Below are 13,116 nucleotides of genomic sequence, written 5' to 3'. Positions count from 1 at the left end.
CAGGCACAAGTCCTACTCTTTTTTCTTCGTCAAACCAATCGCTACAAACTTAATCCCAGTCACGAAGTTAACAGTAGCCATCGCAATCATCAAATACGTCATAATCGTCCAGCCACTCGCATTCACTTGGCTAATCGCGAAATAAGTAAAGACAATCGCAAGCACTAAATAAATGAGGCCCTGCATAGCTAAAGGGTTTTTCATGATCCGCCTCCTAACATAAATTGGCCAACCATCGCGAGCACGTTCATCAACATATGCGCGGCAATCGGCACCGCGATTCGTTTCGTTTTCGTATAAATATAGCACAGAATCAGCCCAATCACGACGTAGACGAGTAAAAACGTCAAATCCATATGCATCAATCCGAAGAAAACAGAGCTAATCACAGCCGCAACGTGAATGTTCATCCGTGACGCCAAGCCTCCGAAAATAATTTTCCGAAAAACGATTTCTTCCAAAATTGGCGCTAAAATCGACGTGAAGACAATCATCAATGGCACAGCACGAGCTAGTTCTCCGAGCATCTCAGTATTCGGAGAGAGGCCACTTATTCCAAATAATCCCATGATGAAAACAGATATCGATTGACCGAAAAGCAGTGCGACGAAACCGAGCACCGCATAAGCGACACTTTTCCCGACAGAAGCAGGTTCTCCTTTTTCGATTTTAGTCGTTCGCGGTTGTTTTCGAAGCAACATCCAGATAATGATCACGGCCACTAAGTTACTGAAAACACTCCAATAAACCGAGGCGTACGTGATGAGCTGCTTATCCGATAAATCAGTTGCTGCACGTAAAATGCCCATCAAAATCGGAGCGCCAATGAGGGATGAAAAATAAGCAGCGAAGTATGTAAGTAGCACATACCAATAACGTCTATTCAAAATAACACGACCTTTCAAATACATAGGCAGTACAAATGCCTGCCATTTATCTCATTTCCCTATTGTACTAATTATTGGGGGAACAAGCAACAACGGGGATGCGATATGCAGAAGAAACCTCTCTATTTTTAGGTGCAAATACTTGCATTTTCCGCGCATTTTTTATAATATAAGAAGTGGGTTAGCACTCTAATGTTAAGAGTGCTAAAAATCATAAACATAGACTTGAGGAGGTTGTTTTAATTGTTAAAACCATTAGGAGATCGCGTTATTATCGAAGTTTTGGAAGCAGAAGAGAAAACGGCAAGTGGTATCGTACTACCAGATTCGGCGCAAGAAAAGCCACAAGAAGGTAAAGTCGTAGCAGTCGGAAGCGGCCGCGTATTAGATAACGGCGACACAGTAGCACTAGAAGTCGCAGAACAAGATCACATTATTTTCTCCAAATACTCAGGCACAGAAGTCACGTATGACGGGAAAGATTACTTGATTGTGAGAGAATCGGATATATTGGCAGTCGTAAAAATAGAAAGCTGAAAAGAGCCTGCTAGCCTCGAAAAAATTTGTTAGGGGGCGCAGTGGAAACCTGAACTTGGTTTTTGCGGAGGCACCGAAAATTTCGAGAGGCTGGTTCTTGAAGCTGGGCTGGGAAATAAGGAAGCTGAATCGGCTCGTTCAGCTCCGAAAAAAAACTGGAGCGGCCGCAATGAAAACCTGAACTTGGTTTTTGTGGAGGGCGTGAAGTTTTCGAGGAGTTAGCCGATGAAACTGGACTGGGAAATAAGGAAGCTGAATTTAGATTAGGAGGAATCATAAAAATGGCAAAAGATATTAAATTTAGTGAAGACGCACGCCGCGCAATGCTTCGTGGTGTCGATCAATTAGCAAACGCTGTAAAAGTAACACTCGGACCAAAAGGACGCAATGTCGTATTGGAAAAGAAATTCGGTTCACCGCTGATCACAAATGATGGCGTAACGATCGCGAAAGAAATCGAACTCGAAGATCCTTTTGAAAATATGGGTGCAAAATTAGTATCCGAAGTAGCTAGCAAAACAAATGACGTTGCCGGTGACGGAACAACAACGGCGACTGTTTTAGCACAAGCGATGATTCAAGAAGGCCTAAAAAACGTCACAGCTGGCGCTAACCCAGTTGGAATTCGTCGCGGAATCGAGCGCGCCGTAGCCACAGCAATCACAGAACTAAAAGAAATCTCAAAACCAATCGAAGGCAAAGAGTCGATCGCTCAAGTTGCTGCAATCTCATCAGGCGACGAAGAAGTCGGTCAACTGATCGCAGAAGCCATGGAACGCGTTGGAAACGATGGCGTTATCACGATTGAAGAGTCTAAAGGTTTTGCAACGGAACTGGACGTAGTAGAAGGTATGCAGTTTGATCGTGGCTACTCGAGCCCGTACATGGTGACTGATCCAGATAAAATGGAAGCCGTTTTGGAAAATCCATATATCTTAATCACCGACAAAAAAATCAACAACACGCAAGAAATCCTGCCAATTTTAGAGCAAGTGGTTCAGCAAAATCGCCCACTTCTTATTATCGCAGAAGACGTAGAAGGCGAAGCGCAACAAACGCTCGTTTTAAATAAATTACGCGGTACGTTCAATGTTGTCGCAGTGAAAGCACCAGGATTCGGCGATCGTCGTAAAGCGATGCTAGAAGATATCAGTATCCTAACTGGCGGCCAAGTAATCACCGAAGAACTAGGCCTAGAGCTGAAAACAACAACAATGGAACAACTTGGTAACGCGGCTAAAGTCATGGTCACAAAAGAAGCAACAACAATCGTAGAAGGCGCTGGAAACAGCCCACAAATCTCGACTCGTGTGAACCAATTACGCGCCCAAATGGAAGAAACAACATCCGAGTTTGACAAAGAGAAACTACAAGAACGTCTTGCGAAATTAGCAGGTGGTGTTGCGGTCGTTAAAGTCGGCGCAGCAACAGAAACTGAATTACAAGAACGTAAACTTCGCATTGAAGACGCGCTAAACTCTACACGTGCAGCCGTTGAAGAAGGAATCGTATCCGGTGGTGGTACAGCCCTTGTCAACGTATACAACAAAGTCGCAGCGATCGAAGCAACAGGCGACGAAGCAACAGGCGTGAAAATCGTTCTTCGCTCACTAGAAGAACCAGTTCGCCAAATCGCGCATAACGCAGGCTTAGAAGGCTCCGTTATCGTAGAACGCTTGAAAAACGAAAAAATCGGCGTAGGCTTCAACGCAGCAAACGGCGAATGGGTAAACATGATCGAAGCAGGCATTGTCGATCCAACAAAAGTAACCCGTTCCGCATTACAAAACGCATCATCCGTAGCAGCACTTCTTCTTACAACAGAAGCAGTCGTTGCAGACCGTCCAGACGAAAACGCTGGCGGCGGCGTTCCTGATATGGGAATGGGTGGAATGGGCGGCATGATGTAACAATTAGAAGTGAATTGGCTTTATATCAATGTTTAACGGGTTTATTTTCACCTGAAAAATTGATTTAGCCCACTTTTAGCCCACATAAATTGCAAAAAATTATTGAAGGAAGCTTTTCGCCAGATTATTTACTTTGGCAGAGGCTTCTTTCTTTATGTTGTCTGTTATATGAATATATGTGCTTTGTGTCGTCTCGAAAGAGGAATGACCAAGTTGTTTTTGTATATATACTTGGGGTAGTTGTAATTCTTCTAATAAGGTCGCGTAAGAGTGTCTAAAACTATGCGGGGTATAATTTTCTTCGATTTCACAAAGTTTTAAGAGTCGCCGTAACCGGTTAGCAATTTGTTTAGCGTTTTGAGGGTATCCATTTGTTTTAGCGAAAATGAACTTTTCATTATGATAGGATTCCCCAGCGGCTAATTTTATTGCTTTTTGCTTTTTAATAAGGCTGGCGATTAAATCGTACAGCTCCTTACTAATATCTATAGATCGTATAGAACCTTTCGTTTTGGGTGGAAGGAGTGTATACTCCTTCATATTATTTTTAGGGTTATATAGAGTCTTAGTAACAACAATTTCGTATTTTCCATTTTGTGATTTTAAATCATCGTATTTTAGAGCGATAAGTTCACCGATACGAATTCCAGTAGAGGCCAGCAAACTAAACGTTTCATAATCATCTTCTAACCCTTTTTCTTTAGCTGTAGACAATATAAGCTTGATTTTATCTATCTCGATGTTTTTATTACCTGGATTCGATATTTTGTTTTGGATGTCTTGGGCGGTTTCTAATTTTTTAGGCAGGATGGCGTATAGTGTCGGGTCGCGATCTATAATGTTATCCTGATATGCTTTTTTGAAAATCATTCTGGCTACTGAATGAGTGCCGCTAATTGTATTTGTTGCATAGATTTTATTGAGTTCGTCTAGGAAGTCTTGATACATAATTGACGTAATTTGTTTTATTTTGATATAACCGAATTGCTTTACAAGCCTTTTCTGTTCTATTTTCCGCGGCCGAACAGTGCTTTCTTTATTGTTGATTGCATAGTTAGCAAGCCATTTCTCCGCATACTCAATGAATAGAACGCTATCGTCTGAATTGAAGTGCCCGCTTTTTATTTTCTTCTCAGCTTCCGCGGCGGCTTCTATACAATCTGCTTTTCTTTTGAATCCTGCAACTGATTTTTCTTTTTGCTTTCCAGTTGCCGGATCAGTGTATCGAATTCTGTATTCCCATGTGCCATTTCTCTTTCGATAAGATGCCATATTAACAAATCCTTTCGTTCCTCTGTTTTAGCTAAAAAGAAAAGCCCGGTAGGGCGATTCTTACATATGCTTCGAAACAATCACACGAGTGACTATGTTTTCGTCGTTATCATTAACAAATAAGACATCGTATTTCTTTTTATATTTTTTCGATTCATAGACGAAATACAATTACATGAACCAATTTCATAATTAAAAAGCGTTGCAGCCCAATGATTTTCAAGGTACAAAAATGGACTACCTCCCCATAAACCAGATGACATTGCGGCTATATCAATAGGGAATTAGATAAAATGACTAAAATGGGCCAATTACCTCCCCATTGATATGATGCGGTTTCCACTTGTTTTCATGAGAAATAAGATAAAAATCAGCCTATTTAAGCCATTTTTCGACTTATGAAATTGATTCACATATCTAAGATTTGTTTTTTCTTATGGATAAATTCTTCTTCTGTTAGAACACCTTCATCAAAAAGTTCCTTGTATTTGCGTAGTTCTTCGGCGGGGGATAGTGTTTGCTGATTTATTAAAACGCTAGCAGAATCCTTTGTAATTCGCTGTTCTATAATGTTTTTTATAATATTAGCTTTATCCGAGTCTTCTTTCAAAAAGATAATACTATTTTCGTCTTTTACAGCGTCTAGTATACCTTGTGAGTTACTGTTTCCAGAGAGAGTAAATTGTATATAACCACTAGTCATACCAGGTTCTTTCAGCTGAACACTATTAATATTAGATATTTTGATTGCTTTTTCTCCAGATGATCCTACGTTAATTTTATTCATAGCTCCTTTACGAGTTATGCGGATAAAGTGTTCATCAATAATCACCTGCGTCTTAGCAGGTTTTTCAAATAAAAATTGATTGTTCTTTATTTGTTGATTTCGTTGATGCTCCTCGGCTAAAATTTGCTTTTTCTTCTTACCTTTTAATTTTAAATCTTGGCTTCTCGACGATTCACTTAATACCTTTTCTTCAAATGCTTTTTCTTCCTGCGCCTTTTTAAATTTCATTTTTTTCTTCTCATCAGAGCGCTCTATAGATTTATCAATGCTCTGTTTTGCTATTTCCGTTGATTTTTCCATACTTTTCTTTGCTAGCGCTTTCCAGTCTACCATGAAATGACCTCCCGTTTTTTAATTATACATAACAACAAATCAACGTGAAAAGCTGATTTGCTTGTCTTTGAAGAATGTGTTCCAATCGCTTTCTAGGTCTGCAGCGTGCTCCGGTCTTCGCATTTTGATATATATATCCATACAATCCAAAACCTCGGCCTCCGCGTCTAAATTACCTTCAAGATAATCAATTATAGCCAAATGTGCATAGGCGTCATTTTCGACAGATGGTTTATCGTATTTTTTGCAAAGAGGGATCGCTTTTTTGAGATAGTTCTTTGCTAGATCAAATCTATTTTTGTGGACATAATATTTCCCAACATTCGTATAAAAGGTCGCATCAAAATTAACGTCCTTACTATAATCAAGATAATAAACCATTCTGTCCTCTATTCTTTTTACCATCTCAGCACCGAGGTCGACAGGGAAAATGAAAAAAAGCTTTGACATAATAAAAAGTTCTTGGTAAGTCCAATCTGGGCGAGGATTAAGAATATCCCAAATCCTTCTAGCGGCAGGGCTCTCCACATCGTAGGTGTTTTGTTGAGTTATTTTTAGGTATACATCTTCTATGACATACATACAGTAAGCGATAAAGTCATTTGGGTTCTCCGCTAAATAAGCTATCATGTGCTCTAATAGCTGATCCCCTTGGATTCGATCTATCGAATTTTTTGTATTTGTAAAACTGAAAAAAATGTCATCAGTAGGGGATAGTTTATAGTCATGCTGAATATACACAAACTCCCTTAGAGGCATCTCAAATTCTTCAAGTATATTCAATAAAGTATCTAGTGTGATGTTACTTCTAGAGGATTCGAGATTTGCTATACCGGCTTGAGTGATACTCTTAAAATCTTTTTGCCTCATGCCTTTCATTTTCCTTATATGTCTGATAGTTTTTCCCACGGTTTTCATATTAAGCCCCCTTAAAATATTTATATGTGGTAGAAAACAACGTTTATTTGACAAAATTTGATAAGATATAGGTGAGGAGGTGAATAATTATGAAAAAACTGAATAAAATGTTTTATGTTAGTAAAATGGTTGCGCTACCAGCTATAACAATGATAATTGCCGCGTTCATCAACATTCATACTTAAGCACAAAAAAACGAAGTCATCTCCCCCAATCTCGCCGATTGTAAAAAGAAAAAGACTTCGTACAACGGGATTATAACATGTAGGAAAGGGATAATACAATTTTTATGAGATGAACAGGAGTGACATCTATGGCGCAATTGAGTGAGAAAGTAACATCTGAAATACTCGAAAATATAGAGAAAAATATGGAGCTATACTTACAAATAACAAAAGATGCTCCAAAAAATAATAAAGTGACGGATGCTCTAGTTACCTTGGGTACTAAAAAAGAAGATATAGCAGGCCTATCTATTTTTATAGCAGGTCTCGTAATATCAACTTATTACCAGTGAATATGAATACTTCAACTGCCTACGATTTGTAGGCAGTTTTTTATTTCTTATTTTTCTTGTCATTATTAATCGATTCAAAGAGTTGTTTAATGTTCTCTAAACTATCTGGGTTTTTGTCGAGTAAATCAAAAAGCCATTGATGTAATTCCTTATCTTTCACAATATCATCAATTGAATTGTACTTTTTCTTTTCCTCAATATTAGGGGTATCAGTTCGACCTAGCAGATAATCAGTTGACACTTCAAAATAGGAGGCCAACTCTTCCAAAGTCTCGGTATCGGGAAATCTATTGCCATTTTCGTAACCAGATATAGATACATTAGTCACATTGACTTTTTCTCCAAGTTGAGCTTGAGTTATTCCTTTTTTCTTTCGGAGATCTTTTAGTCTATCTTTAAATAACATTTTTATCTACTCCTAATATATATCATTGTATTTATTTTATCTTAACTAATAGTTAAAATAAAGGGGTTGTGTTAAATTTAGCTAATAGTAAATAAAAAGAGTTGACATTTAACTATAAGTTAAGTATTATATATTTAACAGCTAGTTAAATTTTATTTTTTAGGAGGTGCATAACATGACTAAACTCAAAAAAATTAGACTTGAAAATGGTTTTACTTTAGAGCAAGTCGCTGTATCGATTGGAGTTAGTACTGCATACTATTCGATGATTGAAAATGAAAAGAGAAGAGTGTCGTATGAACTTGCAGTTAAAATTGCTAATTTTTTCAGTATGAAACCCGATGATATTTTTTTAGATAAAAAATTAACTACAAGTTAATTTTTCTGGATACGGACTTACTATAAAACATTCAAATTAGGAGGAATCAAAATGACAGGTTTAAAAGCGATTACTAAACAAAATTTAGGACGCTTTAGTTTCACTGGTATTGAAGGTGGATTTGGAGACGGTAAGCGAGCAATGACGGTAAAGGATATTGCGGCGATTCATGGTAAGGAAGTGAAACATATAAACGAAGCTATTATAAAAAATAGAACACGTTTTAAAAACAATGTTGATATTATCGATATTCTAGGTGTCGATGGAATCGACCCCAAAGATTTAGGGTATTCGCAACAAGCTATTAACGCGTATACAGGATTAAAAGCAATTGGCAAAGAAGCAGGAATCTATCTTCTGTCAGAACGAGGCTATTCAAAACTACTCAAAATATTAGAGGATGATACAGCTTGGGAAATCTACGATCAGTTAGTAGATAACTATTTCAACATGCGTGAAAAATTGAGTTCTAGCCACTCATTTTCGTACATGATTGAAGATCCAATTGCAAGAGCACAAAAATGGATTGAAGAGCAGGAAGAAAAGAAACAGGCGCTTGAAGTAATCGAACGGCAAAAGCCTAAAGTATTATTCGCAGATGCTGTATCAACAAGCAAAACATCTATTTTAATCAGAGAACTGGCAAAAATCCTTAAGCAAAATGGCGTAGATATAGGGCAACAACGATTATTCGAATGGATGCGTACAAATAACTATTTAATCAAACGCCAAGGGACAGATTGGAATATGCCAACACAATACAGTATGGAACGCGGTTGGTTTGAAATAATTGAAACATCAATTAATCGTTCAGATGGTTCTATAACAATTGGCAAGACGACAAAGGTAACCGGAAAAGGTCAGTTGTACTTTGTAAATAGGTTTTTGAAAGAAAAACAATCTACGTATCAAGAAGCATAAATATGATGTGAGGAGGAGCAAAATGAAAGCAATTGAACTTAGGAACAGATTAAATTCATTAGGATTTGAACTAATCCAAGGAAAGAGCGAAAACTTTTTCATGGTAACTAATGTGAAAAGTGGTGATAATGTTGCCGACTTCTATTCAATTAAAGAATCGAAGCATTACAAAGATTTCTATCTTAATAAAGAGTTCTTAAAATTAGGAGCAGATACACAGGCGCAGCTATTAAATTTGCTGGAAGTTTACACAAAAACACCTTTAAATGAGCGAGAAGCACATTGAGCGCCATGCCTACCACAACAGGCGCTCATATATCAAAGGGGCTAAAACAATCATAACGCGTAATCGTGTTATACGCCCATCAATAAAATAACAGAATGGGGAAAATCATGGCACATGTATTACAAGAGTCAGTTTTCGCACCAAAAGCGGTAACGACATTAACTAAGAAGCATCAGCAAAAGGAGATAGCGCTAGACAATCACATAACACAAGCGCTAGTGAGCCAACAGGCGAACGGAAAAAGAAAAGTATCAAAGCAGACAGCTAGACTATATATGCAAAAATACAACGATGCAGAGGCTAATTTCATGCTTCTACACGAATTTAGCGGCGGATTTTTACCGTGCATACTCGAAAAAATAGATAAGCACCAGATGTCTTTGCTCCATCACTTCGCAAGAGAGGCGACGGAGGCGGTAGAGAGCGTTAAGCAGTCATTAGATACGTTTGCTTCGCCTATCCCGAAAATCAGTCCAGAGCAACGGCAAGTGGTTGTAAACGTAATGCGAGAAATGCTAGACGCATCAGCAATCATAAACACGACACTAGCGATAATCAGTGAAGACTACAATATCGATTTAAAAAATCAAGTATTAGAACGTGAAAAAGTTTGGGAAAAATTCGGATGGATTTGAGGTGTTTTAAATGGAGGTAAGACTTGCAGTTGAGGATCGAAACATACTAAGTGAATTGCTTGCGCAAGTTGCTGAAAAAGCTTATATGCATGGTGTTGAGGATGCCAAAAAGTATTATCAATATCCGGAAGCGCTCAAAACTACAGATATTGAAAAGATGTATCAGATAAAATCGGCAAAAGTGTCTGAACTAGTGCGCCGTAGAGATTTCCCGAAAATCAAATTAATACGCGCAAGGTATCCACGTGACGAGGTAATCGAGTTCATGAAAAACAACAAACATTTATACGCTGAAAAAGATAAAGAGGTGAAAGAAAAATGTTCACAATGCTAGGCTGGGTAATACAAGTTATCGTGATAGCGGCATGTGTTGATACCGCAATTATCATACGTGAAAAGAGGAAAAAAGATGACGAAATGGAAGAAGAGAACATTTAAGCGCCATCATGACATAGGCGACATTACAATCGTTTTGAACTATCAGACCGGTACGGTTTCTTCAAATCGAACAATAGGTAGTATGCCGCTTGTAGAAACTGGCCATAAGACATTTAAAAGCTATGCCGAATATTTGGAATCAGAAGGATACGAGGAGGTAGAGCAATGTTTTCAGCACTAGTAAACTTTTTCTTTTGCGGTCACGAGGACGAAGCTGGCGAAATCAAACTTACGAAAGGAACGATGCGCTTTATAACGATATTTGCAGGTTCTGTAATATTCGCTGTATTGCTATGTATATCGGTTTTGGTGATGAACTATGCAGGTTGAGAATCAGTTGTTAGACGAGGAGTATTGGGAGTTACGCGGTCAAAATAGCCAAGCATGGCATGGCGAGTATATGGAAGACTTGAGAGGGCGTGAAGAAGAGGAAGAAAAGGCATAAAAAAAGCTCACTTTAACGGAGTGAGCGAAACACATACAGGGAGTGCATGTATAAGAATAGATAACTTTATTATACATACTCCCGCACAAAATTGCAATGGAGGAGAGAAAATGCAAACAGTTATTAACACGAAAGAGCTGAACCATGCAGATTGGTTATTAGCTCGTAGGGAAGGCATCGGCGGTAGTGATGCAAGCATTGTGATGGGCCTCAACAAATATAAAACGGCGTTTGAACTATGGCTTGATAAAACAGGTCAAGTAATGCCTGATGACGAAGCTGGCGAAGCGGCATATTGGGGAAATCAGATGGAGGAAGTCGTAGCAAAAGAGTTCGAGAAGCGGACAGGAAAGAAGGTCCGCCGTAGTAATATGATGTACCGGCATGAATATTACCCTTTTATGCTTGCTAACGTGGATCGATTTGTAGTTGGTGAAGATGCGATTTTGGAGTGTAAAACAGCATCAGCCTATCTTGCTAAAGAATGGGAATCCGAAGAGGTTCCAGCACCGTATTTAGTTCAAATTCAGCACTATATGGCGGTTACAGGGAAAAATAAGGCGTATCTAGCGGTTCTCATTGGCGGGAATAAATTTATTTGGAAAGAGGTGCCTCGTGATAACGAACTGATTTCTCAAATCATCGCTTTTGAAATGAATTTTTGGGAAAGTCATGTACTCGGTGGTATTGCCCCGGCACTGGATGGATCAAGCGCAGCAGAACAATATCTAAAAGAACGATTTGCGGAGTCAGAGGAGCGAAAAGTGATGCTTCCAGCAAAATATAAAGGATATTTGGAAGAACGCGAAACTTTGGAAACAGATATAAAAATACTACAGACACGAAAAAAAGAAATAGATAATCATATAAAAAAAGAAATGGAAACAGCGGACACCGCATTGGTTGATGATTATGCGGTTAGTTGGAAATCTCAAACACAACAAAGAGTAAGTGCAGATAAGCTAAGAAGCGAGTTTCCAGATGTATATCAAAAAGTGTTAACGGAAAGCAGTTTCAGAAAATTTATGGTGAAGGAGATTAAATAATATGGCAACGAATAATTCATTAAAAAATCAATTAGCAAACAAACAAGAAGGTAACCAAGTAGGGACAGCGCAATCGTTAGGGCTTAAAGGCTTAGTAAACGCCCCAACGATGAAAGGGAAGTTTGAGGAAGTGTTGGATAAGCGAGCGCCGCAGTTTTTAGCCTCGTTACTGAATTTGTACAACAGCGAAAGCGGGCTACAAAAAGCGGAACCAATGTCGATTATCATGTCAGCCCTGGTAGCGGCAACCCTCGATTTGCCAATCGATAAAAATTTGGGATATGCCTGGATAGTTCCCTATAGCGGGAAGGCGCAATTCCAACTTGGATATAAAGGATATATCCAGTTAGCGCTTCGGACCGGGCAATATAAAGCAATCAATGTTATCGAGGTTAGAGAAGGCGAGTTAGTGAGCTGGAACCGTCTTACAGAAGAACTTGAACTTAATTTAGACGGCGCAGAAAGTGATAAGGTCATTGGCTACTGCGGATATTTCCGGCTAGTGAATGGATTTGAAAAGACAGTTTACTGGACCAAGGCAGAAATTGAATTTCATAAAAATAAATTTAGTAAGTCTAATTTTGGATGGGGCAAAGATTGGGACGCGATGGCTAAGAAAACAGTCCTTCGGAACATGTTAAGTAAGTGGGGAATCTTATCAATTGATATGCAAAAAGGTATCACAGAGGATGGGAACGAGCAAAAAGGGCGAATTGATATTACAGAAGATGTTGGTTTGGATATTATCGATTCCGCGGAAGAACCAAAAAAGCCGTCTGATACGTTGCCAGAAGGTTCCGCGGTACAAGGAAGTATTGTCTGATGATGAATCGAGTTGTTTTAGTTGGTCGTCTGACAAAAGACCCTGAACTACGTTACACTCCCGCAGGCGTTGCGGTTGCGACGTTTACACTCGCTGTAAATCGTAACTTTACTAATCAGGCAGGAGAACGTGAAGCGGATTTTATTAACTGTGTTATTTGGAGAAAGCCAGCAGAAAACGTTGCGAACTATCTAAAAAAAGGAAGCATGGCAGGCGTGGATGGCAAGGTGCAAACACGAAATTATGAGGGGCAAGATGGGAAGCGAATTTATGTGACAGAAATCCTTGCGGAGTCTGTTCAATTTTTAGAGCCTAGGAACGCTAACAATCAATCAAACACGACGAACCAAGGTGATTATCAGGCCGGAACAAATACACAGCAACAGCAAGCTAGTACGGCGGTTATTGACGATGGTAATCCGATAGATGTTTCAGATGATGACTTACCATTTTAACCGATTTTAAAAAGTAAGAGGTGTAACAAATGAAGGGCGCATTCCAGATGAGTCGAGAAGTATTTGAAAGTGATATATGGACAGACGTAGCAAAATTTCGATTATTCTTCTACATCGTCGG

At 38.9% G+C, this 13,116-nt stretch carries 20 protein-coding genes; 14 read left to right on the top strand and 6 right to left on the bottom strand.

The features are described from left to right. Positions 1-12 precede the first annotated feature (12 nt). Both DUK53_RS13040 and DUK53_RS13035 read right to left on the bottom strand, forming a co-directional pair. Positions 13-204 (bottom strand): YdiK family protein, encoded by a 192-nt coding sequence (locus DUK53_RS13040; RefSeq protein WP_036082476.1) that lies wholly within the window; start codon positions 202-204, stop codon positions 13-15. Next, the gene (locus DUK53_RS13035) at positions 201-887 is read right to left on the bottom strand and encodes a CPBP family intramembrane glutamic endopeptidase (protein ID WP_036094990.1); all 687 of its coding nucleotides are present in this window, start codon (positions 885-887) and stop codon (positions 201-203) included. Before DUK53_RS13035 ends, DUK53_RS13040 begins: the two co-directional genes overlap by 4 nt. A gap of 243 nt (positions 888-1,130) precedes the next feature. Here DUK53_RS13035 and groES point away from each other — a divergent pair, with 243 nt between their 5' ends. Together groES and groL are read left to right on the top strand one after the other, a co-directional pair. Beyond that, entirely contained in the window at positions 1,131-1,424 is a 294-nt protein-coding gene (groES, locus tag DUK53_RS13030) for a co-chaperone GroES (protein WP_036094948.1), read from the top strand. Between the two features lie 281 nt (positions 1,425-1,705). Next, complete coding sequence (groL, locus tag DUK53_RS13025) at positions 1,706-3,334, top strand: chaperonin GroEL (RefSeq protein ID WP_036094949.1); 1,629 nt, start codon at positions 1,706-1,708, stop codon at positions 3,332-3,334. Between the two features lie 99 nt (positions 3,335-3,433). Here the strand turns inward: groL and DUK53_RS13020 are convergent, their stop codons facing one another. From DUK53_RS13020 to DUK53_RS13010, 3 genes are all read right to left on the bottom strand, one after another. Then, positions 3,434-4,606 (bottom strand): tyrosine-type recombinase/integrase, encoded by a 1,173-nt coding sequence (locus DUK53_RS13020; protein ID WP_059140798.1) that lies wholly within the window; start codon positions 4,604-4,606, stop codon positions 3,434-3,436. 409 nt (positions 4,607-5,015) lie between these two features. Further along, positions 5,016-5,726: a DUF4429 domain-containing protein gene (locus tag DUK53_RS13015; RefSeq protein ID WP_124892795.1), complete on the bottom strand. Its 711-nt coding sequence runs from the start codon at positions 5,724-5,726 to the stop codon at positions 5,016-5,018. A gap of 39 nt (positions 5,727-5,765) precedes the next feature. Continuing rightward, positions 5,766-6,644, bottom strand: a complete 879-nt coding sequence (locus DUK53_RS13010; protein ID WP_124892793.1) for a helix-turn-helix domain-containing protein — start codon at positions 6,642-6,644, stop codon at positions 5,766-5,768. Positions 6,645-6,957: 313 nt separating this feature from the next. On the opposite strand from DUK53_RS13010, the gene DUK53_RS13005 reads away from it, so the two are divergent. Next, complete coding sequence (locus DUK53_RS13005) at positions 6,958-7,161, top strand: hypothetical protein (protein ID WP_124892791.1); 204 nt, start codon at positions 6,958-6,960, stop codon at positions 7,159-7,161. A 40-nt stretch (positions 7,162-7,201) separates the two neighbouring features. Here the strand turns inward: DUK53_RS13005 and DUK53_RS13000 are convergent, their stop codons facing one another. Beyond that, entirely contained in the window at positions 7,202-7,567 is a 366-nt protein-coding gene (locus DUK53_RS13000; protein WP_124892789.1) for a helix-turn-helix domain-containing protein, read from the bottom strand. Between the two features lie 175 nt (positions 7,568-7,742). Between DUK53_RS13000 and DUK53_RS12995 the strand changes: the two genes are divergently transcribed. The 11 genes from DUK53_RS12995 to ssb all read left to right on the top strand — a co-directional run bounded on the left by DUK53_RS12995 (position 7,743) and on the right by ssb (position 12,995). Further along, on the top strand, positions 7,743-7,946 hold the full coding sequence (locus DUK53_RS12995; protein ID WP_124892787.1) for a helix-turn-helix transcriptional regulator: 204 nt from the start codon (positions 7,743-7,745) through the stop codon (positions 7,944-7,946). Between the two features lie 51 nt (positions 7,947-7,997). Next, on the top strand, positions 7,998-8,867 hold the full coding sequence (locus DUK53_RS17855) for a phage antirepressor KilAC domain-containing protein (RefSeq protein WP_236637306.1): 870 nt from the start codon (positions 7,998-8,000) through the stop codon (positions 8,865-8,867). Between the two features lie 22 nt (positions 8,868-8,889). After that, complete coding sequence (locus tag DUK53_RS12985) at positions 8,890-9,153, top strand: hypothetical protein (protein WP_059140805.1); 264 nt, start codon at positions 8,890-8,892, stop codon at positions 9,151-9,153. 107 nt (positions 9,154-9,260) lie between these two features. Further along, the gene (locus DUK53_RS12980) at positions 9,261-9,788 is read left to right on the top strand and encodes a hypothetical protein (RefSeq protein WP_059140806.1); all 528 of its coding nucleotides are present in this window, start codon (positions 9,261-9,263) and stop codon (positions 9,786-9,788) included. A 10-nt stretch (positions 9,789-9,798) separates the two neighbouring features. Further along, positions 9,799-10,122 (top strand): helix-turn-helix domain-containing protein, encoded by a 324-nt coding sequence (locus tag DUK53_RS12975; protein WP_059140807.1) that lies wholly within the window; start codon positions 9,799-9,801, stop codon positions 10,120-10,122. Between the two features lie 75 nt (positions 10,123-10,197). Continuing rightward, a complete protein-coding gene (locus tag DUK53_RS12970) occupies positions 10,198-10,407 on the top strand; it encodes a hypothetical protein (RefSeq protein WP_124892785.1) in 210 nt (69 codons plus the stop codon). Next, a complete protein-coding gene (locus DUK53_RS17535; protein WP_161564241.1) occupies positions 10,392-10,556 on the top strand; it encodes a hypothetical protein in 165 nt (54 codons plus the stop codon). The genes DUK53_RS12970 and DUK53_RS17535 overlap by 16 nt, the downstream gene beginning before the upstream one ends. Then, positions 10,546-10,671, top strand: a complete 126-nt coding sequence (locus tag DUK53_RS17940) for a hypothetical protein (RefSeq protein ID WP_255410900.1) — start codon at positions 10,546-10,548, stop codon at positions 10,669-10,671. The genes DUK53_RS17535 and DUK53_RS17940 overlap by 11 nt, the downstream gene beginning before the upstream one ends. Positions 10,672-10,781: 110 nt before the next feature. Then, positions 10,782-11,717 (top strand): YqaJ viral recombinase family nuclease, encoded by a 936-nt coding sequence (locus DUK53_RS12965; protein WP_124892783.1) that lies wholly within the window; start codon positions 10,782-10,784, stop codon positions 11,715-11,717. A gap of 1 nt (position 11,718) precedes the next feature. After that, positions 11,719-12,540 carry a recombinase RecT gene (locus tag DUK53_RS12960; protein WP_124892781.1) on the top strand — a complete coding sequence of 274 codons (822 nt, stop codon included), beginning with the start codon at positions 11,719-11,721 and terminating at the stop codon, positions 12,538-12,540. Continuing rightward, positions 12,540-12,995, top strand: a complete 456-nt coding sequence (gene ssb / locus DUK53_RS12955) for a single-stranded DNA-binding protein (protein WP_124892779.1) — start codon at positions 12,540-12,542, stop codon at positions 12,993-12,995. Before DUK53_RS12960 ends, ssb begins: the two co-directional genes overlap by 1 nt. The last annotated feature ends 121 nt before the right edge of the window (positions 12,996-13,116 follow it).

Origin of the sequence: Listeria sp. SHR_NRA_18 (assembly GCF_003856515.1) — a bacterium.
GTDB lineage: Bacteria > Bacillota > Bacilli > Lactobacillales > Listeriaceae > Listeria_A > Listeria_A newyorkensis.
This window is presented reverse-complemented; position numbering and strand designations above follow the sequence as displayed.